The 24437-nt window shown below is 41.0% G+C and carries 21 protein-coding genes; 10 read left to right on the forward strand and 11 right to left on the reverse strand.

The features are described from left to right. Positions 1 to 3: 3 nt before the first annotated feature. Positions 4 to 450 carry a peptidylprolyl isomerase gene (locus E0F88_RS19065; protein WP_131959879.1) on the reverse strand — a complete coding sequence of 149 codons (447 nt, stop codon included), beginning with the start codon at positions 448 to 450 and terminating at the stop codon, positions 4 to 6. Positions 451 to 568: 118 nt separating this feature from the next. Beyond that, the gene (locus E0F88_RS19070; protein WP_131959880.1) at positions 569 to 1366 is read right to left on the reverse strand and encodes a lytic transglycosylase domain-containing protein; all 798 of its coding nucleotides are present in this window, start codon (positions 1364 to 1366) and stop codon (positions 569 to 571) included. 485 nt (positions 1367 to 1851) lie between these two features. Here E0F88_RS19070 and E0F88_RS19075 point away from each other — a divergent pair, with 485 nt between their 5' ends. The 5 genes from E0F88_RS19075 to moaA are packed head-to-tail and all read left to right on the forward strand — an operon-like array spanning position 1852 to position 5722. Beyond that, entirely contained in the window at positions 1852 to 3045 is a 1194-nt protein-coding gene (locus E0F88_RS19075; RefSeq protein ID WP_131959881.1) for a molybdopterin molybdotransferase MoeA, read from the forward strand. Between the two features lie 16 nt (positions 3046 to 3061). Beyond that, on the forward strand, positions 3062 to 3301 hold the full coding sequence (locus E0F88_RS19080) for a MoaD/ThiS family protein (RefSeq protein ID WP_131959882.1): 240 nt from the start codon (positions 3062 to 3064) through the stop codon (positions 3299 to 3301). A 21-nt stretch (positions 3302 to 3322) separates the two neighbouring features. Next, the gene (locus E0F88_RS19085) at positions 3323 to 3769 is read left to right on the forward strand and encodes a molybdenum cofactor biosynthesis protein MoaE (RefSeq protein WP_131959883.1); all 447 of its coding nucleotides are present in this window, start codon (positions 3323 to 3325) and stop codon (positions 3767 to 3769) included. Between the two features lie 24 nt (positions 3770 to 3793). Then, positions 3794 to 4699: a bifunctional molybdenum cofactor biosynthesis protein MoaC/MoaB gene (gene moaCB, locus E0F88_RS19090; protein ID WP_131959884.1), complete on the forward strand. Its 906-nt coding sequence runs from the start codon at positions 3794 to 3796 to the stop codon at positions 4697 to 4699. Between the two features lie 30 nt (positions 4700 to 4729). Then, positions 4730 to 5722, forward strand: a complete 993-nt coding sequence (moaA, locus tag E0F88_RS19095) for a GTP 3',8-cyclase MoaA (RefSeq protein WP_131959885.1) — start codon at positions 4730 to 4732, stop codon at positions 5720 to 5722. A 9-nt stretch (positions 5723 to 5731) separates the two neighbouring features. Here the strand turns inward: moaA and E0F88_RS34775 are convergent, their stop codons facing one another. Further along, complete coding sequence (locus E0F88_RS34775) at positions 5732 to 6034, reverse strand: type II toxin-antitoxin system RelE/ParE family toxin (protein ID WP_131959886.1); 303 nt, start codon at positions 6032 to 6034, stop codon at positions 5732 to 5734. A gap of 5 nt (positions 6035 to 6039) precedes the next feature. After that, positions 6040 to 6249 (reverse strand): addiction module protein, encoded by a 210-nt coding sequence (locus tag E0F88_RS19105; RefSeq protein WP_131959887.1) that lies wholly within the window; start codon positions 6247 to 6249, stop codon positions 6040 to 6042. A 209-nt stretch (positions 6250 to 6458) separates the two neighbouring features. Between E0F88_RS19105 and E0F88_RS19110 the strand changes: the two genes are divergently transcribed. Continuing rightward, positions 6459 to 6875, forward strand: a complete 417-nt coding sequence (locus E0F88_RS19110; protein WP_131959888.1) for a T9SS type A sorting domain-containing protein — start codon at positions 6459 to 6461, stop codon at positions 6873 to 6875. A 48-nt stretch (positions 6876 to 6923) separates the two neighbouring features. Here the strand turns inward: E0F88_RS19110 and E0F88_RS19115 are convergent, their stop codons facing one another. The 4 genes from E0F88_RS19115 to E0F88_RS19130 form a co-directional block, all read right to left on the reverse strand. Further along, on the reverse strand, positions 6924 to 8102 hold the full coding sequence (locus E0F88_RS19115) for a glycosyltransferase family 87 protein (protein WP_131959889.1): 1179 nt from the start codon (positions 8100 to 8102) through the stop codon (positions 6924 to 6926). 168 nt (positions 8103 to 8270) lie between these two features. Next, positions 8271 to 9197, reverse strand: coding sequence for an alpha/beta hydrolase (locus E0F88_RS19120; RefSeq protein ID WP_131959890.1), 927 nt, complete (start codon positions 9195 to 9197; stop codon positions 8271 to 8273). 60 nt (positions 9198 to 9257) lie between these two features. Continuing rightward, positions 9258 to 10529 carry an exosortase N gene (gene xrtN, locus E0F88_RS19125; protein WP_165940109.1) on the reverse strand — a complete coding sequence of 424 codons (1272 nt, stop codon included), beginning with the start codon at positions 10527 to 10529 and terminating at the stop codon, positions 9258 to 9260. Positions 10530 to 10536: 7 nt separating this feature from the next. Continuing rightward, a complete protein-coding gene (locus E0F88_RS19130; RefSeq protein WP_131959892.1) occupies positions 10537 to 13143 on the reverse strand; it encodes an XrtN-dependent VIT domain-containing protein in 2607 nt (868 codons plus the stop codon). A gap of 374 nt (positions 13144 to 13517) precedes the next feature. On the opposite strand from E0F88_RS19130, the gene E0F88_RS19135 reads away from it, so the two are divergent. Then, positions 13518 to 16598, forward strand: a complete 3081-nt coding sequence (locus E0F88_RS19135; RefSeq protein WP_131959893.1) for a PVC-type heme-binding CxxCH protein — start codon at positions 13518 to 13520, stop codon at positions 16596 to 16598. 129 nt (positions 16599 to 16727) lie between these two features. Further along, complete coding sequence (locus tag E0F88_RS19140; protein WP_131959894.1) at positions 16728 to 16970, forward strand: hypothetical protein; 243 nt, start codon at positions 16728 to 16730, stop codon at positions 16968 to 16970. 35 nt (positions 16971 to 17005) lie between these two features. On the opposite strand, the gene E0F88_RS19145 is transcribed toward E0F88_RS19140, so the two are convergent. Continuing rightward, entirely contained in the window at positions 17006 to 17422 is a 417-nt protein-coding gene (locus tag E0F88_RS19145; RefSeq protein WP_131959895.1) for a hypothetical protein, read from the reverse strand. Positions 17423 to 17804: 382 nt separating this feature from the next. Between E0F88_RS19145 and E0F88_RS19150 the strand changes: the two genes are divergently transcribed. Both E0F88_RS19150 and E0F88_RS19155 read left to right on the forward strand, forming a co-directional pair. Further along, positions 17805 to 20495 (forward strand): PVC-type heme-binding CxxCH protein, encoded by a 2691-nt coding sequence (locus E0F88_RS19150; protein WP_229213830.1) that lies wholly within the window; start codon positions 17805 to 17807, stop codon positions 20493 to 20495. A gap of 108 nt (positions 20496 to 20603) precedes the next feature. Continuing rightward, a complete protein-coding gene (locus E0F88_RS19155) occupies positions 20604 to 21530 on the forward strand; it encodes a hydroxypyruvate isomerase family protein (protein WP_131959896.1) in 927 nt (308 codons plus the stop codon). Positions 21531 to 21662: 132 nt separating this feature from the next. On the opposite strand, the gene E0F88_RS19160 is transcribed toward E0F88_RS19155, so the two are convergent. Together E0F88_RS19160 and E0F88_RS19165 are read right to left on the reverse strand one after the other, a co-directional pair. Beyond that, positions 21663 to 21974: an isoamylase early set domain-containing protein gene (locus E0F88_RS19160; protein WP_131959897.1), complete on the reverse strand. Its 312-nt coding sequence runs from the start codon at positions 21972 to 21974 to the stop codon at positions 21663 to 21665. A 152-nt stretch (positions 21975 to 22126) separates the two neighbouring features. Continuing rightward, positions 22127 to 24388 (reverse strand): TonB-dependent receptor, encoded by a 2262-nt coding sequence (locus tag E0F88_RS19165; RefSeq protein ID WP_131959898.1) that lies wholly within the window; start codon positions 24386 to 24388, stop codon positions 22127 to 22129. Positions 24389 to 24437 lie beyond the last annotated feature (49 nt).

Consider the following 24437-nt stretch of genomic DNA (forward strand, 5'->3'; position numbering starts at 1 on the left):
AATTCAGGCAACTTCTTCTTCAATAATTGTAATTTTCTGAATTTTATCGCCCTGGCGAAGCAAATCTACAGTATCCACGCCTTCTACAACTTTACCAAAGCAGGTATGGTTTCCATCAAGATGCGCCGTGTTTCTGCGACTGTGGCAGATAAAGAACTGCGAGCCGCCTGTGTCACGTCCGGCATGAGCCATCGATAACACACCACGATCGTGATACTGGTTCCCGCCCTTCAGTTCACATTTAATTGTGTAACCCGGACCTCCGCGGCCGGTTCCTGTTGGATCTCCGCCCTGAACCATGAAGTCAGGTATAACACGGTGGAAAATTAATCCGTCATAAAAACCTTTTTTTGAAAGATCAACAAAGTTTTTCACGGCAATAGGAGCATCCTCATCGTAAAATTCGATCAGCATGGTTCCTTTATCGGTGATCATTTCTGCTTTTGTCATGTCAACAAATTTGAATTAGTATAAAAAATGATATCCATATAAAAATATGGATATCCGGTGCAAAGAAAAGCATATCAAAGCTTTTCCTTACTACAATTTAGATAAAACTTGATTGGATTTAAGAATCCGTCTCCAGCCGTGCCAAAATTTTTGGTTCAGGCTTGGCAAGGGCATTCTTTTTGTCGAGGCGTAGTTCTGCCAGACGATCCACTACTTCACCGCTTCCCCATTCACGGCTTCTTTTAGGATTGGAAAACCATTCCTTAACAGCAACAAGTTTGTACATGTACTTTGTCGTTTCCGCGTTGAGTTTGAGCTTGAAGTAATCGTCTTTCTTCTGAGCATTCATACGATCCTGAATGTGTTGCGGACCTGCATTATAAGCAGCTGCAACCAATGTCCACGACCCAAGCTGATGATGTAACCGGCGTAGATATTTTCCGGCAGCGTGGGTGGATTTAACTAAATGTTTCCGGTCGTCTCTGGTGTCATTTATTACCAGTCCGAGAGATTTAGCTGTCAGTGGCATAAATTGCCAGTAGCCTTTTGCACCCCGATGAGATGTAACGTCATCGCTCATAGCGCTCTCTATGATGGGTATATATTTAAAATCGGCTGGTACTCCGTACTTTTTAAGGATGGTTTCAATGGTTTTCATCCTTTTTTCAGTGCTTGTCATCAGCTTACGAAATTTGGGTGTATCGTAATTTCTGATCATTGTTTGATATCGCTGGGCAATGCGGGGTTCTGTTAATGGTACAACCTCGCCACAGAAGTCAATAGCAAGAAGATCTGAATTGATAGTATTGGTTGGTTCTGTCAGTTCTTTCAGTTCTTTCTTTTCCACCTCCACCTCGCGCATGGATATCTTGCCCATTACAGCGATTGAGAAGGCAACAAAGATTAGTCGAATCATGCATGTTTTATTTCGTGAAACTTCATTTTAGTTTGGTTGGCCAATACGATAATTACTTATTGTTATTGATTTCCCGGGGTGCAAAGATAACGGTATTGAATAAATAAAATTTCATTTTTACATAAAAAACTGATTTACAGGCTTTTTAGAATTAATTTTATAGTACTAATTTAATATTGTTGAATTCTGAATAAAAACGCAATCGCACAATAATTTCTTTGATTCTGGTAAAAGAGCGTAAATAATAATCTGTAATTGTACAAAAATGCAAAATGTACTCATTTTCAAAATATATCAATATACCAAGATGAATAAAATTAAAAATTTATTTTGTCATTGATATACAGGAAGTTACATAATTATCGTGATCTGTTTTTAATAAAATATGTTGAAAACGATGGGATTCCCTGATTTTTCCTGCCTTATAAAATTTGTTATTGAAATATTACCATGTAGTATCTTGCAGTTTAGATTAGCAAATTGACATGGTAACAGTAAACGAGGCGAAGGAAAAGATTATTGCAAATACACTCCTATTAGCTACCGAGATCAGAACTCTCGAAACGTCATTGGGTTATGTACTTGTTAAGGATATTTTAGCTTCCTTTTCGCTGCCTTCTTTCAGGCAATCTTCAATGGATGGCTATGCAATTTTCCATCAGGATATTCTGGTAAACGGAACTGCTTTAACGATTACAGGCGAAGCAAAGGCGGGTGAAAGATCAGTGCAAAACGTAAACAAGGGAGAGGCCATTCGTATTTTTACAGGCGCTCCGGTTCCCGATGGTGCCACAGCCGTGATTATGCAGGAGCATACTGCCAGAGAAGGTGGTCAGGTAATTGTTAACGAGTTTCCTGTCCAATCCGGGAAAAATATTCGAAATGTGGGTCAGCAAATCGCGGAGGGAGCAGTTGCACTTCCCGGAAATACATTGTTATGTCCCGGTGCAGTTGGTTTTTTACTGGGGTTAAATGTGGATACGGTTGAGGTCTATAAAAAGCCCAAAGTAGGTATTCTTGTCACCGGGGATGAATTGGTAAAGCGGGGAGATGCGCTTGGATATGGCCAGGTTTATGAGTCAAATTCTGCGATGCTTATTGCCGCTTTAAAACAGGAAGGGATTTACGAGACCGAAGTGCTGTATGCCGAAGATGATCTGGATGCGACAATTGTTGCTTTAGATGCGCTTTCCGGGAGAAACGATGTGGTTTTGGCTTCGGGAGGAATTTCTGTCGGTGACTATGACTATGTGGGTAAAGCGCTGGAAGCCGTTGAGGCACAAACTGTTTTTTATAAGGTGAAGCAAAAACCCGGTAAGCCTTTGCTGTTCGCTAGAAAGGAAGATACGCTGTTTTTCGCATTGCCGGGCAATCCAGCTTCATCGCTGGTCTGTTTTTATGAATATGTGCTGCCTGCGCTCAGAAAGATGTGCGGCAGGCAGGATTATTTTTTGCGTTCTCTTCAATTGCCAATTACACACGCCTATTCTTTTGACGGCGAACGCGACGAATTTTTAAAAGCAACTGCAACTCACGACACAGTTATTCCGTTGGATGGACAGGAGTCGTTTGCATTGCGATCCTTTGCTGTTGCGAATGCAATCATTTATTTACCTGTAACACAGAATGTGGTTGCAAAAGGTGACTTGGTGGAAGTGCATTTGCTGCCTTTTAGTTGATCAAATAAATAACAATATGAGTGTTCATGTGATGTATTACGGAATGCTTGCAGAGCTGACGGGAAAAACGGAGGAATCCTGGATTGCCGGAGAGGAACTTACCGTGGGAGAATTCCGGGCACAGATTTTAGATAAATATCCTGCAATCCGGGAAAAGAAATTTAAAATTGCTGTTAATAAGCAAATTTCTGATGATTTGAAATTAATCTCAGATCTGGCTGAAATAGCGTTGCTTCCTCCTTTTGCTGGCGGTTAAAATGTTAATTAATAAAAACCAATGGAGAAAATCCGAAAGCCGAAAAAAGTATTTGTTCAGGGGCCGATTAGCCCCATGTTCATTACTGAATCAATTGCCAGCCACCAGTCCAAAACACAGATTGGTGCGCATGCGATTTTTTTAGGGCAAATTCGTGCAGATAAAAAAGAGACCGGCGTTGTCACCGGAATTGAGTACTCGGCCTATGAAGAAATGGCGGAAGAAGCCTTTCATCAGATTCGGGAAACCGCTTTTACGAAGTTTGAGCTTACCTGTATGCACATTTACCATAGTCTGGGCGTTGTGCCGACGGGCGAAATAAGCTTATTCGTTTTCGTGTCCTCGCCCCATCGCAGAGCAGCTTTTGAAGCATCTGAATTTATTGTAGAAGAAATCAAGGCCAATGTTCCTATTTTCGGAAAAGAGCTTGTGGGTGAAGTTGGTTACGTGTGGAAGGAAAATAAATAAATGACCTGGTTTAACAACGTTTGAATGGTTGATATTACGCACAAAACAAATACATTAAGAATAGCTACAGCGGAGGCAACGGTTAAGGTTAGCAAGCCGGAAACGATTTTGGCAATTCAAAATCGGACCGTTCCCAAGGGTGATGTATTTGAAATGGCAAAAGCTGCTGGTTTTCTGGCTGTTAAAAAAACACCTGACCTGTTGCCGGATTGTCATCCGATACCAATTGAATTCACCGCAGTAAATTACCGGATAGAAGAATTGTCTGTTGTTATTGAGCTGACGGTAAAAACGATTTATAAAACCGGAGTGGAGGTTGAGGCAATGCATGGTGCGTCTGTGGTTGCCTTAACGATGTATGATATGCTTAAACCGATCGATAAAGGTGTTGAGATTTTTAATATCCGGCTTTTGGAGAAAAAGGGAGGAAAAAGTGACAGGAAAGCTATTCCTGATAATCTTAAAACCGCAGTTGTCGTTTGCTCCGATAGTATTTCAAAAGGGATTGGTGAAGATAAATCGGGTAAAAAAATCGTTGAGAAACTTCACGCTCTCAACATTTCAGTAAGTGATTACAGTATTGTTCCTGATGACAAATTGTTGATTCAGGAAAAGATAAACAGTCTGGTGACCACATCTTATCAAATGATATTGATTACTGGCGGAACCGGCTTGTCTGATCGTGATGTTACACCGGAAGCGGTTGCAGAATTAATTGAGCGCGAAATTCCGGGAATTGCTGAAACCGCAAGACAATACGGTCAGGAGCGTATCCCGACAGCGATGCTTTCCAGGTCTACCGGCGGACTTATAGGCGAAACGCTTGTCATTACAATGCCCGGAAGTACCGGAGGAGTAACCGAATATATGGACGCACTTTTCCCACAGGTATTACATGTTTTTAGTGTAATGGAAGGAAAAAAGCACTAGTTTTTAACTTAATAGAGATCTAATAACTTCATGTCAGCACCCATTCTTGATACATTCGGGCGTAAGCATACTTATCTGCGCATCTCGCTGACAGATAAGTGCAATCTGCGCTGTACGTATTGTATGCCTCAGGAGGACATGCAGTTTATGCCATCGAAATGGCTGATGCAGGCCGAGGAAATTGAGCTTATTTCGGAGATTTTTGTTGAAATGGGTGTAGACAAAATCCGCCTGACAGGTGGCGAACCTTTGATACGCAAGGATGTCGGTCGAATTATTAATAATCTTGGGCAACTGCCGGTCTCTTTAACACTGACCACCAATGCGGTTTTTATCGACCAGTTTATTTCTAATCTAAAAGAAGCCGGAGTTAAATCGCTGAATGTTAGTCTGGATACTTTAAAGGAAGCACAATTTAAAAATATTACCAAACGGGATCATTTTGACAAAACACTGAGTAACATCAATTTGCTGCTCGCTGAAGGATTTGTTGTGAAGATCAATGTCGTTGTGATGAAGGGCGTGAATGATTCTGAGGTAAATGATTTCGTTAGATTAACCCTGGATAATCCAAATCTGCACGTACGGTTTATTGAATTTATGCCTTTTAACGGTAATAAGTGGGATATGTCCAAAATAGTATCTTACGCCGATTTACTCGCCGAGGTCAGTTCAGAATTTGAATTTGAAAAATTGCCTGGTGAGTTGCAGGATACCGCTCACCGTTTTCAGGTAAAAGGCGGAGCAGGCTCTTTTGGGATTATTGGTACGGTAACACATCCGTTTTGTTCCGGCTGTAATCGTATCCGCCTTACTGCTGATGGTAAGCTCAAGAACTGTCTTTTTGATACCACAGAAGTAGATTTACTTACTCCTTTACGTGCCGGCGAGGATATTCGTCCTTTGATACACGGCCACTTCTATAAAAAACACTTCGCTAACGGCGGGCATGTTGGTTTTGATAAACATGATGCAAAAACCGACTATGAGCAAAATCGCACAATGATTGCGATTGGCGGGTGAATTGTTCGGTTAATAGTCATTCCAAAATTGATCGGGATTTCTGTAATGACTTAGGACTGCATGAATACGAATTACTCCTTTATCCTGGAGAACATTGAAGGGTATTGAATACGGAAATATGTCAAGTAGGGCTGTTCTGACATGATTATACCGGATAGAATAAATCATAGGAGTTACCTTTATAAGGAGAAACTTCCTTTTTAATTCATTTCTGAATCTTTTCCCAAGACCTTTTTTTATTTCTTCATAGTAACTGGCGGTGTCGGTTATATCCAAAAGAGCCTCAGGACTAAATAGAAGTTGATAAGCCATTTCTATTATTCATCAAGTATTTTGAATACAGTATCTTCATTGATTAGTAGTTCAGGACTGTTTTTATATTTTTCTATCCTGCGATCCACTTCTTCAATTTGCCAGCCAGGAATTTGTTGTTCGGATATGAACTCGATGGCATCTGCCTTTTGCAGGTCGTCTATTAGTGCAGCTGCATAATCTTTTTTTATCCTGATGTGATAGGTGCGAGCCATAGTTGGTACCAGTTTGAATGCAATCAAAGATAAAAAAATACAAGAACTTTTACTAGCTGGATGTTTTTCAACCGCAAACTTGCGATTAGCGGCTGAAACCGTTCATCCTTTATTTTTTGCCATTTATACCAACGATGCAACATGGCTGGCCTGTTAGGTCTCTTTCGTAAAATCTTTAAAAGTTTTACAACAAGTAACCTTCAATAGCCATGAAAAAATTAATCAAAACCATCTTTGCCGCAGCCTGCGGATTATTGTTATTAAATGCTCAGATTTCAGCTGCTCCGTTTGATACAAAAGCGGAATGTAAGAACAATAGCTGCGAAAATTTCCGTGTTGGTATGTACCGTGTGAAAAACACTTTAACCATGAACTTACTACTGGAAAAATCAAAAGGCCAGCATGTTACCATTTGCCTGAGAAATGATAAGGGAACCGTCCTGCATGAGGAAGTAGTAAATAAGTCTTTCGAAAAATTTGGCCGTAAACTCAATTTCTCAGAAATTAAAGACGGAAATTACACTCTTGAAATCTCGGATGAAAATGAGAAAATCGTAAAAAATATCAACCTGGCAACCACTGAGGTTAAAGAAACAAATGGCCGTACGCTGGTAGCTATGAATTAATTGATTGTATCGTTACAGGGTTGAAGCCGCATTAATCCTGTAACGATTTTACTGGTCTTCCCGTAACCTGGGAGCGATATTGCCTGCCATCATATCGTAGAGGATTTTTATCCAGATCAGGATACACGGCACGGCTTTAATTACATAAGGGAATATCCATTGATTCCGGATAAATTTTGGAAAAAGATCGGTAGAAGATAATCCGGTAAATATCAGAGCCAGAATAAGTAAAACTAGATTCTCTCTTTTCTGAAATTGGGAAAAATACCAGAGTGCCACACCGCTGATTGCAATAATGAATGTAGGTGATTCCGCACGGTGATTGAAGATAACCACCCAGATAAGAATCGAAGCAAGCATCAGAATCCTGAAATGATATCTGGAATATTCTTTGACTTTCAAGAGCGGGATACAAAATAATACAACTCCTGCAAGACTCACATAAGTTTTATTAACGTTCCAACCAAACCATGTTTTCAGCCAGCCTATAACTGAAAGTCCATCGGAAATGGAATGGTCGTTAGCCAGCATATTTGCCCAGCTTTTGTATAAAAAAACAAACTGTTCTGCATCAACAACTACCAATGGTAGAAGTGTAAAAAGTATCGCCCAGAATGCGGTGGTAAAAGTCAGCTTTAACTTGCCCGGATAAAGCAGATATAGCGCAAGGCCTACAATCCCGAATAGCTTGATAAAGATGGTTGAAACGATACAAAATGAAGCCATCCAGTATTTTCCCCGTTCTAAAAAACCAAAAGTGAAAATAAGTAAGCCTGCGATCAGTGCATTACTCTGTTCATTTTGCAGGGTGGTGAGCAGTTCACTGAAAATGAAAATGAGTATCAGTCCTTTTGTTCGGTTATCAATTTTGGGTAAATAGTACACGGAGTAAAAAAGCACTACTGCGTTTAAAATGGCCCAAAGTGAAAGTCCGACTGCATCAGGAAGATAAGCGAGCAGCCCGAAAACCAGTGCAAAGGCAGGGCTGTATTTAAATAAATCCCATTGCTCTTCTACATAAAGTATATATAGGTCTTTTCCTTCAATAAGGTGAAAAAACGACTGTTTAAATATGACGTAGTTGTTGTAACAGGTATATAACCGGCCATCTTCTTCAAAAGTCTTTAATCCCGCAAAGTAAGATTGTAAAGCTGCAAAAATGGCGATTGCCAGAAACAGAAAAAGAATGGCTTTTTGGTTAAGAAGAAAACGGTTTATTGCGGTCATACCAGGCTGATCGGACTTTGAAATTCTAATTTTAGGCCAAATCTATGCTAAACCTGGATTATCCGGGCTATGCTGCTTTAATCTTTTGTCAAAGATCTTCTAAGGAGATTCAATGAAGAATGTTAAAGTTATCCTTCACTGAATCTCTGTTGTTATTAAAACTTATGATCACTTCATATAACCCATTGCTTTGAGCCATCCTTCCATGGCAGCGGGCCAGTTGACAAGCGAGCCTTTTCCTTGGGTTCGGAATCCATAACCGTGACCACCAATTGGGTAAAGATGCATTTCGGCAGGAGTTTTAAATTTTTTCAGGGCTAAATAATATTCAATGCTGTTTTCAACCGGTACAGCGCCATCGTCCATTGCGTGCACCAAAAATGCTGGCGGTGTTTTGGCACTAACCTGCAACTCGTTGGAATAATACTTAATCAGCTCTTCCGATTTTTCAGGCCCCAGAAGATTATCGCGTGAACCACCGTGCGCCAGTGTGGGCGACAAAGAGATAACAGGATAAAGCAGGATTGAAAAATTGGGCTTAGCCTCTTCCGAAGCCTTCTCGCCCATGTTGTAATGTGTTGAAATGGTTGCAGCCAGGTGTCCTCCTGCTGAAAAACCCATTACTCCGATTTTGTTCAGATCGATATTCCATTTGCCTGCATTCTGGCGGATCAGTTTCATGCCTTGCATAGCATCCATTAAAGGAACTTCATGCTGATGTGTCATGGCTTTTTCGTTTGGTAAGCGGTATTTAAGTACAAAAGCTGAAATCCCTCTTTCGTTAAACCACTTTGCAAAATCACTTCCTTCGTGCGATGCAGCCAGAATTCCATATCCGCCGCCGGGACAAATCATCACTGCTGCACCTGTAGCTTTTTCTTTTGGAGCAATGTAGGCGGTAATTGTCGGTACGGTAACGCCGCTAATCCTCAAAATTCCATTCGCATCCGTAACTGACTTTTCTTCAACCGAACTGGTTTTAAAATTAGGTACTTTGCCTTCCGGCCAAAGGTTTATGATTTCAGTTTGTGCCATGGATTGCAATGATGCGGCTGATAAGCCTAAAACAATAAGTATTCCGGATATAAGTTTCATTGGTAGTTGCTTTTTCTGATAAGACGAGAGCGTAACGAATTTACCCTAAAAAAGGGAAGATTAAAGCCATTCCTGTATAGCTAGTTGTAAATCTTCCTTGCTTGTTGAGGTTACGTTTATCAGTGCGAAATTACCTTCTCCTTTTATCATACGCCATCGCCAGTCCAGCTGGCTGTTGGTGTTACATTTATTGTTTGAAAACCACCAGGCGGTTTGTAAATTTTCGTCACCTTTCTGTAAAGTACCTGTATAAATGCGGTTACCCGATATTATTTCCTGTTTCACACTTTTAAATTCATAACCGGAGCCTTTCCAGCAAATGTAAGGGCTGTGGTCTGTGGCGTAAAATCCATTAATATTCTTTACATAAACAAGGGCATGTTTATTCCTGAATTGGGTAATTCCGTTTTCGACGATTTTAATATTGTAGTTTCTACTTTTCAAAATTTCCGGATTTACAGTGTTTAGATGGTTGGCTTCCGTTTTATGAAGAATTAGAAATGCATTTATTACAAGAATTATACAATTTATATACAGACTGTAAGTATTTGACTGACTTGTGATTTGTATCGGAAATGGGCGCGAAAATTGTTTATAGACCAATTTGATCAGGAAGAGGAGAGGTACCCAGACATAAATGACAAGCGATAAAATACCCACGAAATCATGCATGATATCCTGCGGGGGAATATTGAAAATGACGAGTATTAAAATACGTATAAGATTGCTAAATATATTTAGAACAAAAACGATGGTCATTAGTAGCGGCGTTGTAAAAAAGGAGAGATTTTTGCCGGTAACGTGTTGATAATGTTGATTTAAAAAGACACCGGCTAAAAAAGAAAGGCCGATCATACGAAGTCCCATACAAGCGGGGTCAACAGAAAATTCTTCTCCGTTCATTTGAATCAGGTTCCCGGAAATACGCACATCAAATCCTGCCATTTGTAAAATATGACCTGTCCATTCACTTAATTTGATACGGATCGGGAACGTGAAAATTTCACTAAGGTATTGGAATAACGGCGAGATGATTAAAAAGATCCAGAGCAGTAAAGAACTGATCTTTTGATAACAACTCTCAATCAGGAGAATTACAGTAAAGGTAAAAAGCAAATATCTCACAGTTGCAGCATGGACGTAAAAGCCTGCTGCCATAATCAACAGCACTAGTGGCAAAAAGCGTAAAGATCGGTTCTGCTTTCGCTGGTAGCGAAGCACGTAAGGAATCAAACATAAGCCAATCCAGAATGTGGAGTCATTTAGGAAATAACCACTTCTGAAAAACAATAAGAACAGGATAATACAAACAACCGGAAAAACTTTGAACATTAGGAATTTACCGTACATAATTCCTGGATAAAAAGTAAGTTACCATGATAATAAAGACAAGAATCAGAGCCCATTCGTGCGGTTCCGGCACCGCGCCGGATCTTTTTAAAGTGGCATTATCCAGGCTGTTTTTGCTTTTCTGAATGTTGAAACGCTCGTAATCAATGGTTCTTTCAAGAACGATCAGGCTCGATACAGGAGTAACAATGTTTGCTTTGAGTGCCTGTTCTACAAGCGGAGAATTTTCGTCAATGTTTTTCAGATATTCAGGATTTAAATAATTTCGCCCTATTTCTTGCATGATGTGACTGTAAGCAAATAATCTGGCAAGATGGTCAGGAGCATTCCCGGAAGACGTCATCTTACTTTCACGAATGATTATACCCGCAGGTTCAATTTTAACCACTGGGGAGTCATTATCTGCATTCACTTCCGGATCTGCCGGAAAATGTTGAGATATAATTGATTGTTTTATCTCACTCAGTCCAGCTTTTTCGGGTCTTATAATCCGTAGCTCACTCAGTGTTTTTTGATAAGGAGACAACTGGTTACCGATCACGAATGTTCTCAAAGGAGGTGTGTTTGGTAATATCCGGCTCATCGAGTCAGAGAATGGACTGCCCGACAGATCTTTAAGGTTGGGGGAAGTAAGTGTGCCCTTTGTAATCAGTAAAGAAGTTTTGATTGCCGGAATTTTATGAATGGGGAAAAGCGTATAACGTTTGGCAGCAAGCCTTTCAAATATTTTATCTTTATTATCGGTGTTTAGGGCAGTGAACTTGTCATCGTACACGTATGGATTTTTGTTTCTGATCAGGTCATAAATTTGATCAAATTCAATTTTTGTCCATTGAGCATTTATGTCCAGAAAGAAGGTTTCAGGGCTAAATGTTTCCGGTTTTGGTGTGTCCGCTTCTATCAGGTAGGATTTCTTATTAAAGGAAAAGCTGTTTTTGGAAAGGGGGGGAGCTGCAAAACTCAATTCCCATTCGGGCTTGTATTTTCCTTTTGACCTAAAAACGCCACTAATAGTCTCAGTTCCAAAAGGAGAATTTAGATTTGAAACATGCTGACCAAAATCAATCGCAATATTTTCGTTAGCATCTTCATTTTGTAATCCGCGGAAAGTAATGTTTTGGTAAGTGAGTCTTCCGTTTTCATATTTCAAAGGCGAAGTAATTCCGATTTTAACACTTCTGTCCTGCTTTGGAGTACATGGAAAAACTCTCATTTTTACCGTATTGCCTTCCTGCCAGTGAATGACAGAAGGATCTCTTTGCTCCACTCCAACAATTGTTTTATACGCCGAATCCGCCTTCGCCTGGGTTGTCAAGTAGCCCTTTTCTTCTTTGCCGTTCATCCAAAGGGATAATGAACTTACAACCGATCCTTCCGGAAGGTAAAAAGTAAAAAGCGCTTCTTCAGGTCGCCAGAGGGACTTAGAATGATTCTTAACTGTTATTAGTTTTTCGGTATAAGCAAGCCGGTATTCTGGGTATATTTTTGCGCTGGTATTGATATTTTTTATACGCAAATCCTGGCCCGACCATAACCGGTCCTGTGTATAATGACGGCCATCAAATAGCACATTCATCAGCCCGGTTTGCTCTTCCCTGGATAAGTCCGGCCTGCGGGAAACGTAGGAAGCAATTAAAACCAGCGGATCATGTCGCTGTAAATCTTCTAAATTGTTACGTTGTGGCACAAAACTGCCGCCTTCCCCCGAAACCTGATTAATAAGGTTCCCAAGAATGACCTTATCCGTCACCGTTCCGTTTTTCAGCATTTGTCCCAGCCGTATCCATGCCGGAAGCTCTTTTTGATTACCAGTTTCAACCTGGCTTTTTATATTCTGAATTTCATAGGTAACATCAGTCCATTTATTAGAAAAATAAACGATAACAAAAATTGGCAGAATGATACCTGCAAGAATGAAAAGTTTATACTTCTTCCAATTTTGAAACAATATTTTGTTAAGGATAATCACCACAAACAAGGGTACGAAGGCATGTACAGAAATACCCAGAAGTATCAATGCAGGAATAGCGAATGGATAGAACCAAACCAGACAAATACTATAATAGGTCCATAAAACAGTAGAAAATCCAAGCAGAAAAAATAAAAGCCTTTTTTGCCATAACAGCAGCCAGGATCGCCATGCATACAATGCCATTGCCGCTAATGAAATGACAATAGTAACGGATAACCAGGCAGTTGACTCACAGAAAATTTGTATTGATACGTTCAAAGAGAAGCAACTTACCAGCCAGATGGCTCCAAGCAGCAGGCGGTGGAGTTGAAACTCCCGTTTTTGTCTCATCCAGATAAATTTCAGTTTACCGGTACCAAGTAATAATATCGTATAGCAAATAGCAATACAATAATTAAGAACAAAGCAATCGGAAATCAGGGAAATTGATTCTTGTGAGTTTCTGCTAAAAAGAATAAAAAATATACAGCTAAGAAGAAGACAAATCAGTCCGACCTTATGATCCCTGTCTGTAAATGCTGAAATACGAGCTGCCGACGCTTGCGAAATGTGCTGTACTTCATTGAGGTTAACAGGGGGCGTCGCCAGCTTTTGAATATTGGGAGTAAAATCATTTGTCTTCATACTATTTTATTTAAAAGTACTTTGTAATGCAAAGTAAAATTAAAATGTCTGAAAATCCTTGTTTAATCAAACTAAAATTTCAACTGTTAACAACTTAGGATAAGCGCAGATATACGGGGTTATTATTCAGTAAGGTGAGCCGATATGTTTCAAGTGCAAAGGATTTTTATAATTTCAATCCGCTGTTATAAGTGTATATGTTACATTTATAGAAAAAAACTGCATTTCAGTGTAGTAAATGAGAGGTAGTTTTTTTCTTATTAATCTAATTCGGTTGGTGCCAGAGAGTTGTTATACACGGATTGTTCCATTGGAGTAAATCTGTAATCTGTTCCGGCCGGTTCTTCTTTTTATAAATATCATTTTATCACCTCATGAACTTGAAAAAATCTTTTAATCTGCTGTTGTCTGGTGGTTTGTTGTTTGGACTTTCGGCTGCTTTCTATCAGCATTCCAATCCAAGTGGGATTCCGGGCGGAAAGATCGACAGCTTATACAAAGATCTTACCGACGCTCAGAAAAGGTTGCCCAAATATGCAGTTGCCGGGCTTTCTCTGACAGATGGACTGGAAGCTACTTTATTTGCTTCCGAACCTACGATCACCAACCCGACCAATATTGATGTCGATCATTTGGGAAGGGTTTGGATTTGTGAAGCTTACAATTACCGTCCCGGAATCAACGGTAACCCGACAAAAAATGAAGGTGACCGTATCCTGATTATGGAGGATACCAATGGCGATGGGAAATCGGATAAAACAACGGTTTTCTATCAGGGAAAAGAAATTAACTCGCCGCTTGGAATCTGGGTGATGGGTAATCAGGTGATCGTTTCGCAAAGTCCTTACGTCTGGTTGTTTACGGATGCAGATGGTGATGGAAAAGCAGATAAAAAAGAGGTCATTTTTGAAGGCGTTGGCGGAGAACAGCATGACCATGGTATGCATGCTTTTACGTTAGGGCCCGACGGAAAATTATATTTTAATTTCGGAAACGAAGGAGGTCAGATTCTTGACAGAAACGGAAAACCTGTCGCCGGGATAGATGGACAGCCAATCGATTTCAAAAAACTAAAACAGGGAATGGTTTTCCGTTGCGATCCTGATTTTAAGAATGTTGAGGTGCTGGGAAATAATTTCAGAAATAACTACGAAGTGGCTGTCGATAGTTACGGTACAATGTGGCAGTCGGACAACGATGATGACGGAAATAAAGGAGTCAGAATTAACTATGTAATGCAGTATGGTAATTATGGTTATACCGATGAGACGACAGGAGCGGGATGGAGAGCTAACCGGACCAACATGGAAGATTCGATTCCTTTTCGTCACTGGCATTTAAATGACCCGGGTGTTGTGCCAAATTTACTTCAGACAGGTTCAGGCTCTCCGACAGGTATGGTTGTTTATGAAGGCAGTCTTCTACCAAAAACTTTTTGGGGTCAAATGATCCACTGCGAGCCTGGGCACAATGTGGTTCGTTCATATCCTGTACAAAAATCCGGTGCGGGTTACAGTGCCAAAATTGTAAATATTGTAGATGGTAAACGCGACCAATGGTTCAGGCCTTCGGATGTGTGCGTGGCTCCGGATGGCTCGTTGATCGTTTCGGACTGGTACGATCCGGGCGTCGGTGGTCATCAGGCAGGCGATCAGAACCGCGGGCGTTTGTACCGTGTTGCTCCGGCAAATTCACCTTATAAAATTCCTAAATCGGATTTCTCAACGGCAGCTGGGGCAGTACAGGCACTCCAAAGTCCTAATCTTTCTGTTCGGTATCTGGCCTGGAATGCTTTGGTAAAAATGGGTAGCGGCGCCGTTCCGGAACTGGAAAAGTTATTTGCTGTTAAAGAAAATCCGAGGATGCGGGCACGCGGGCTTTGGGCACTGACGCGTATCAATAAAACAAACACCGATTATCTGGAAACAGCTTTTGCAGATCCAAATGCTGATATCAGGATCACAGCATTACGAATAGTAAAGCAAAGCAGGAGTGAAGAAATTGGGAAATACATCAGTTTGTTGATAAATGATCCAGAGCCACAGGTTCGCAGGGAATGTGCTTTGTCCATTCATGGAAGCAAAGTGCCTGGTATTGCCAGCCTTTGGGTGCGTTTGGCACAGCAATATGATGGCAAAGACCGGTGGTACCTTGAAGCATTGGGAATTGGCGCGGAAGGCCAGTGGGATTCATTTTTTAAAGCATGGCAAGCTGTTGCCGGCCCCAACCCGATAGCGACTCAGGCAGGCAAAGATATTGTATGGCGTTCGCGCAGTAAAGAATCGGTAACCATGCTTGCGTCTTTGGCTAGTGATCCTGCGGTTGATTTAAAAAGCCGTTTACGATACTTCAGGGCATTTGATTTTAATCCCGGGGGTAAAGAAAAGTCAGCTGCATTACTTAAAATCATGAAAGGCAATGCGGCAAATCAGAATGAGATTAATGATTTAGCATTACGCCATCTTGATCCTGCTTTTGTAAAACAATCACCGGAAGCATTGTCTGCATTGAAAAAAGTATTGGATGCTAACCTGGGGACTACAACATATATGGAACTGGTATCCCGTTATGAACTTGCGTCAGAAAATAACCGGCTGCTCGATCTTGCACTTTCCAAATCTTCTACCAACATTGGTCGCCAGGCAGGGCAGCTGCTTTTAAAACAGGGCGGTGCTCCCTTGATCTGGAGCACTATTAAAGGGAAAGATGCAGGCAAAGCGGAAGGCATGCTGGCTTCTATCAAAGGCGTTGGAAGCAAGGAATCGCTTGAAATTTTGAAAACTGTCACCCTGGATACAAAGTACCCGATCAATATCAGAACGGAAGCGGTTAAAGCACTGGCAGGTACCGGAAATGGAGAGGATCAGGTTTTAATTTTGCTTAAAGAAGGAAAGGTGACTGGAGATTTAAAAACAGCAGCTGTACAGGGATTAAGCGGCGCATGGAGAAAATCGGTTAAACTGGAAGCTGCCAAGTATATGGAAGCAGCCGGAACAACGGTGAAAAAACATCCGGAGCTCAAAGAACTGATCACCATGAAAGGCAATGCAACAAAAGGCAAAGAAGTCTTTGCGATGTACTGCTCAGTTTGTCATCAGGTAAACGGACAAGGAATGGATTTCGGGCCTAAGCTTTCTGAAATTGGCGGAAAGTTGCCCAAGGAGGCTTTATATACAGCCATTTTCGATCCAAGTGCAGGAATTGGATTTGGTTATGAAGGATTTGAAGTTACATTTAAAGATGGTTCGACCGTGGCGGGCGTGGTCTCCAGTAAAACAGAAACCGATTTACTGATGAAATTTCCCGGCGGATCTACCCAGGAATACAAAATGTCGCAGGTTAAGTCAATGAAACAAATGAAGGATTCCATGATGCCAGCCGGACTTCAGGATGCCATGAGCACCGAAGAACTGGTGAATCTGGTGGAGTATATGAGTGCTTTGAAGAAGAAATAGGGAAAATCTGTTTAATTTTTCAGTTTCGAAAACCAGTTCGTTTGATTCGAACTGGTTTTTGGGTTAAAATTTCATTTGTATTTAAAGTCTGACTATCAACGTTTTCTGTTAAATTGATTAAATTTGATAATGACAACAATCAAAATTGAAATTGACGAAGGAAAAGATCTTTCCGTGCTGGCAAAAGTATTGACAAATCTTGGATTTAGTTTTAGTCTGGAAAACGATGGTTGGGGAAATCTGCCTGCCGCTGCCATAAAAGGGATACATGAAGGGCTAGAAGATTTGAATGCTGGGAATGTGGTAAGCCACGATGAAGCGCTTAAGCGCATCGCTCAAAAGCTTGTCGAACTGCATATAAAACATAGCTGAATAAATTTCCGATCCCGGATATTAAAGGCATAGACTCAGGATTTGTAGGGAACAGCTTTAATTAATTTTAAATTATTTAATTGGCTGATATTCAGTATGTTTTCTTTCGGAATTATCTTTCGGCTTATCCAGTTGTTGACCACCATTGTGTTTTTTAATCCAAAACGTCTGCAATACTCTTTCATAGTTACCCATTCCGTCAACGGGTATTTCTGTCCATTTACCTCAATAGTTACATTTTTGTTTTCGAACTCTGCAATGATTTCACCTGCTTTTTGACGAACTTCCTTAGCCTGATGCAGGATTTGATCCGCTTTTTCGATCAATACCTTTTTAATCGACTCCCGTTCTTCTTCTGTAGCAGTAGAAAAATAATCCAGACTAACCTTACTGGCAGCTTCATACTGATCCATTGTTTCTGCACTTTTTATGGATTGAATTAAATCTTTCATCTTTGAGTGGCTAAGGACTGTTATTCTATAATCTATCAAGTAGAAATTTTAATTTTTGTATTGAATCTTCAAGCTCCTGGATTTCATCTAAAATTTCATTTTGATATTTTTCTGTTAATGCACCGATAACTTCCAGGTTATGCAACAGGATTTTTAGCTGTCCTTATTTTAAGATATGGACTGATATTAATTGTTTAATTTGCTCTTTCACCGAAGAACCGGGATATGAAGATGAAGTTTTTATAAAAGTAAAATTGTTTTGCCATATAACAAAACAATGCTCATGTTTTCTCGTTTTAAATTAATTCCATTTCGTTATTCAGAAAACAACAGGTAATTTTAAATGTTTTTTGATTAAAAATCCGCAACTTTAAAGTACGTTTTGAAACTATTCAATTTTAAAAAGGTTAACGCTTTTACAGTCTTAACCTGTTTTCTTCTAAGTTATTACAGCTTTTCCCAGACTTCTGATTCCTTAATCGTCATTCATCCCGATAGTGCCTATGCACGCCTTACGGAGGGGGAGAAGAGATTTTCGATAAATGCAGTTGCTGGACTTCGGGTTGCTGAGGGGCTGGAAGCTACTTTATTCGCCTCAGAGCCAAATCTGACCAACCCTACAAACATTGATGTAGATCATAGGGGGAGGGTTTGGGTACTGGAAGGTTACAATTACCGGCCTGCAGTTAATGGTAAATCGGAGTTGGGTGTGGGTGACCGGATATTAATTCTGGAAGACAAAGATGGTGACGGAAAGGCGGATGTTACCAAGATTTTTTACCAGGGACCTGAGCTGAATGCACCTTTGGGAATCTGGGTGATGGGCAATAAAGCCATTGTGTCGCAAAGTCCGTATGTATGGCTTTTTACAGATACGGACGGAGATGACAAGGCCGATAAAAAGGAAATTCTTTTTAAGGGTATCGGTGGCGTACAAAGTGATGCGGGTGTGCATGCATTTGTATTTGGTCCGGATGGAAAATTTTACTTCAACTACGGAAATGCAGGTAAACAGCTGGTCGACGGACATGATCGTCCGCTTTTGGATAAATATGAAAGAGAGATCAATTTCAGGCAATATAAACAAGGGGTTGTCTTTAGGTGTGATCAGGAGTTCAGAAAGGTTGAAATTCTAGCAGAGAATTTTCATAATGGTTTTGAAGTTGCAGTGGACAGTTACGGAACGATGTGGCAGTCGGATCAGGAAGAGCCTGGCAACGCCGGTGACCGGGTTTCTTACGTAATGGAAAACGGGAATTTTGGATATATTGATGAAATGAATGGCAATAGCTGGCGTATCAACCGGACCAATCTGGAAGATGAAATACCGCGCCGCCACTGGCATCAGAACGATCCGGGTGTAGTACCTAATTTAATTGAAACCGGGTCGGGTTTTCCAATGGGAATGACTGTTTATGAAGGTGATTTGCTGCCTCGTCGTTTTTGGGATCAGATTATTTTAGCTGATGCAGGACTTGGTTCCTTAAACGCCTTTCCTGTAAAAGATGATGGTGCAGGTTATAAATCAACAGGAATACTTCCGTTGGTGGAGTCAAAAGGCGATAAATGGTCTCGGCCGTCAGATGTTTGCGTTGCTCCGGATGGTTCGTTAATCGTTTCTGATTGGTATGATCCTGTTATCGGAGAAAACAAAATGAAGGATAAGAGCAGAGGCCGGCTTTTTCGTATTGCACCTCCCGGAATTGCTTATAAAATTCCGGTTTATGATTTAAACTCGCCGGCAGAAGCTGTCAAAGCATTGCAAAGTCCCAACTTATCCATGCGCTACATGGCCTGGAACGCCTGTGTCAAATTAGGTTGGAAGGCAGAAGAAGAGCTGGAAAAGTTGTTTCGCGACCCGATTCTGAACCCACGTTTGCGTGCCCGCGCTCTATGGGTTTTAAACAATATCGAGGGATTCAATTATCGTAGTCTTGATGTCGCCTTCCGCGAGCTTAATCCAAATCTCAGGATTGTAGCCCTTCGTGCGGTTCGTCAGCGAAACAGTGATCCGACCGAATATATTAAACGCTTAACCTCAGATCCTAACCCACAAGTAAGGCGTGAATGTGCTTTGGCTATCAATCATAACCATACCTACGAGGCGCTTGATGTATGGCTGCAACTGGCAAAACAATATAAAGGCAATGACCGCTGGTCTGTTGAAGCTTTAAGCATTGGTGCAATTGGTCAGTGGGAGCGAATTTTCCCAGCCTGGCTTGAAAAAAGCGGTCCGCATCCTGAACGTACGGCAGCGGGCAAAGACCTGATCTGGCTTGCACGTACCAGAAAAGCGATTCCTTTTCTGACAGCACTGGCTTCAGACACTTCGGTTAGTTTTAAAAGCAGGTTGAGATATTTCAGAGCGTTCGATTTCTTTCATGCGGGTTATGAAAAATCGCAGGCGTTGCTGCATGTGATGACCGTTCCCGCGGCAGACCGGATCGAAGTGAGTAAGCTGGCTTTGCTTCATTTGGATAAATCATTTGTTTCCAATTCGCAGCAGGGTTTAACAGCCTTGAACAAATTGCTTGATGAAACTTACGGAACAGAAGATTATATAGAGCTTGTAGAACGCTACGAACCTGAAACCGAAAATGGCCGGTTGTTTAAACTTGCTCTTGAAAAATCTAATGAAGTAATAGGCCGTGATGCAGGTAAATTATTGCTTGAACAGGGTGGCGTTTCCTACATTTCAGAGAAATTGTCGAAACTTAGTGAAGAGAAAAAAATCGCCTTACTTGCTTCGATCAAAACATCAGGGAGTACGGAGGCAATTTATATACTGAAAACCGCTGCTTTAAACGCAGGTGAATCAAGAGATGTACAGGCAAGTGCTGCCCGGTTTTTGGGAGGTAGCTGGCCGGGAGAAGAGGTAATTGTAAAATTGCTGAAAGAAGATCGCTTTAACGGAGAAGTAAAAGAAGCGGCTCTCGAAGGAGTAAAAAATGCGTTCAGGGAAAAAATTAAAGATGAACTTGCACCTTATTTCCCCAAACCAGTGCAGGCTGTTGTTGTTCCCGAAGCACCCGTTATTACTAAGGAAAAACGTAAGAAACGTAGATCAAAGTAGGCGATATCTACTTCTTATGGTTTAAAAATGAACATGGAGCGGCTTTTTGCGGTATATTCGGACTTTAAAATTCTTTACCTTCTAAAAACTCTTAACATAACGAAAGATATGCTTCGCAGAAATTTTGTGAAATCTACATTAGGAATGGCTGGTGCTGCGATGGTTGCAGGTGAAACCTTTGCTAATCCTGCTGCCCCGCTTGCTAAAAATCAGTTTAAACTTAAATATGCTTCTCATTTTGGCATGTTCCAGAACAGTGCCGGAAAGGATGTGATCGATCAGCTTAAATTCATGGCTGACCAGGGTTTTATGGCGCTGGAAGACAACGGAATGATGGGCCGTCCGGTAGAAGAACAGGAAAAGATAGCAAAGGAAATGTCCCGCCTGAAAATGGAAATGGGTGTTTTTGTGGTGGATAAAGGAGGAAACGGAGCAAATACACTGGCTGCCGGTAAAAAAGAATTTATTGATATTTTCCTTGCAGGCTGTACAAAAGCTGTGGAAACGGCCAAACGTGTCAATGCAAAATGGATGACTGTAGTACCTGGTGATTTTGACCGTAACCTGCCAATTGGTGTGCAGACCGGAAACGTGATCGATGCACTTCGTCGTGGGGCGGAAATTCTTGAACCACACGGCTTGGTGATGGTATTGGAACCACTAAGCGATACGCCAAATTTATTCCTGCGTACTTCCGAACAGACCTACGAAATCTGCCGTGGTGTCAACAGCAAGTCGTGCAAGATCCTGTATGATATTTACCACATGCAGAAAAACGAGGGTCGCCTGATTTACAATATTGATAAAACATGGAGTGAAATCGATTATTTCCAGATAGGTGATGAGCCTGGCCGTAAAGAGCCAACTACAGGTGAAATCAACTATAAAAATATTTTCAAATACATCTACGAGCGCAGCAAAAAAGAGAACAAGTCTTTCATCATGGGTATGGAGCACGGAAACTCTCAGCAGGGAAAAGAGGGAGAAGCCGCTCTGATTAAAGCATATGTTGAAAGTGACAGCTTTACAATTTAATGGGTATTAGACTCTTAGTGATAAGCAGATAGCTTCATCCTGCTATATCATAAAGTCTTAAACAAAAAAAGCTGAAAACGACCATGGTCGTTTTCAGCTAACAGCTAACCGTGCGACGGACCGAGCTAACAGCTACAATACTACTACCGAATTTTCAGCAGTTGCATCTACACCAGCGGGAACGTATTTGTCTGCTTCCCAGTCGTTTTCCCATTTCGCATCATCCAGGATATAACGGAACTGATATTCTCCCGCTCCAAGTTCCAGACTAGCTTTGAATGAACCGTCTTTTTGTTTTTTCAAGGCGATAGCTTCCTCAGGATTCCAGCCATTGAATTCTCCTACAAGCGCTACTTTTTTTGTTTCAACTGCTGCTTCTGCAGGTACTGTAAAAGTAACTTTGTAAACAGATTTGCTCTTTACAAATGTCTTAGTTAATGCCATGATTTTGTAGTGTTTTTTATATTGACGCTACAAATATACAATCAATGATTATTCAATGCAATGAATATCAATATAATATACGTTTAGAGTCTTCGAATAGTTATATCAATGTGATTAGAAATTTGTTTTCAGTGCAATTTTTTTGGTCATTTTTAACGGAACGTATAGCGCATTCCGAGAAATCCACGGATGCCCTGGTTGGGTGCAAAAACGTAAGAAGGATCAAACGTTAGCCGATTCGGATTGCCAGGTGTGGCAACCACCTGTCCCTGTGAATCGAAGGTTACATTTTTATCAAAAGGATCAAAAGACCTTGCAATGGAATTCGCTGGCGGCGTGAAGTTTAGAAGGTTTTTTATGCCTCCGTATATTTCCAGACCGTTTGAGAATTTCTTGGTCATCTGTATGTTTTGAAGTGACCAGACAGGCGAAGTTGCGGCGCGTGGATCGTCTTCGCTCAGCAGCGGCAAACGCATCGGGCCGTAAATATTTCCGGTGTAGTCAAATGAAATTCCGGCCTTTTCAAATTCATAGGAAACCGACCAGATACCTGTAAATTTCTCTGTCAGTACAGGCCGGAATTTTACGCCGTTTTCAACCTGAAAATTTTCCATGTATGTTCCGCCTGCAATAATTTTCAAGGGAAATGGAAAATTAAAGTCAAGATTCAGGCTTACTCCTTTTGATACTGCATGACCATCGAGATTGTCATAAATGATCTCATTTGGATTGGTGTCGTAGTCCGGTAAAATACGATTTGTGAAATAGGTGTAAAATACGGATGCATCAAACCCTACAAAAGAATTCCCGGTAACGATCTTTTTTACGAAATTGATATTCGCATTCCAGCTTTGTTCAGGGTTCAATGCTTCTTTAACAATAACCTGCCTGGAACCGGTCAGTGCTGCGTGATCTTCGGTAAACAAATTAACGATTCGAAATCCGCGGCCGACATTCAGGCGAACAACATCCGTTTGGTTAAATTTGTATTTATAAGCCATTCGGGGTGTGAAGATACTTCCGTGCCTGCTGTTGTAATCGTAGCGTGCACCCAGCAGCAGAACATGCGCTCCAAGCTTGATTTCATCCTGTACAAAAATGCCGGGTAAGTAAGTTTTGTCTGCATGATCTTTTCCATCCGGATATTTAGTTGCGGGCGTGTTGTCATTATAAAAGGTATAGCGGAATGGCGCGCCAAAGAGAAGATTATGCTTCCCGACCTCCTTGTCCCATAACAATTGCGCAAACGTTATTTTTTGGTCCGCATTAAAAGGAACGTTTCCATAAACTGAATTCTGGTTATGAGAACTGAATGAATATTGCAGTGTAAGTTTTTCTGGTGAAGGCAGTTGGTAGGCACCTAAAACTTCGAACCTGCTTGTGTAAATACTCTCGCCATACACTTCATCACCGCCACGAAGGGATTTGTTCCAGCCCATTTGTCCGCCCCACCGGTCTTCATAATAATATCTGGCTGCAATGCTCGCCATTTTATTGTCAGGAAGGGTGAATGACCATTTATTAAAAACAGAAATTCTTTTTTGTAAAGTTAAGTCTGTAAAACCATCGTTATTGTGATCGACAGGATTTTGGTAATTGAAATAATTAATACCAAGCAAAGAGCTAACCTTTGGTCCCGGCGTTAATTTTACTCCGAGATCCACATTGTAATCGCGCCATGAAGTACTGAAAGCGTCTGCTGAAAATGTTGGTGCTTTGGAAGGATTTTTGGTGATGATGTTGATCAGTCCGCCAACGGCTTCTGAGCCATATAGTGTAGATGCCGGTCCCTTTACAATTTCTACCCGGTCTATCAGGCTATTTGGTATTCCTGATAGTCCGTAAACCGTTGAAAGTCCGCTTACCATGGGCATCCCGTCAATCAAAACCATTGTATAAGGCCCTTCCAGTCCGTTGATGTGAATATCTCCTGTACTGCAGACATTGCAATTTAGCTGCGGCCGGACCCCGTTTACATAGCTCAACCCTTCAAAAATGCTTGGAACCGGATTTTTGTAAATGAATTTTGCTGTAATGATGTCGACCGGGACCGGACTGTCAAGCTTGGAAACTTCTTTCATCGTTCCTGTTACAACAACTTCGTTCAGGGCATTTTCACCGGCTTTCATGACAAAATCTTTTGTCAGATTCTGACTGATCCGGAAATTACGCTCGGTTATAGTTGGATGCGAAACGTAACTGATCTTTAAAGTATAACTCCCGGCAGGAATTGCAGACAAAGTATAATTTCCGGAGGTATCGGCCGAGGTTCCTATTTTTAATTCCTGGATATAAACCGAAGCGCCGAAGGGCGGCTCGGTTTGTCCGGCCAGAGAAATTTTTCCGTTTAGTGTAAATTGTCCAAATGCAGAAGATGTCAACAGGCAGAACAACAATAGTATGCGTGATTTCATATATGCTCCAAATTATAAATTTAATTTCATCTTAATATAAATTTAGGTA

This window comes from Dyadobacter psychrotolerans, assembly GCF_004349265.1.
GTDB lineage: Bacteria > Bacteroidota > Bacteroidia > Cytophagales > Spirosomataceae > Dyadobacter > Dyadobacter psychrotolerans.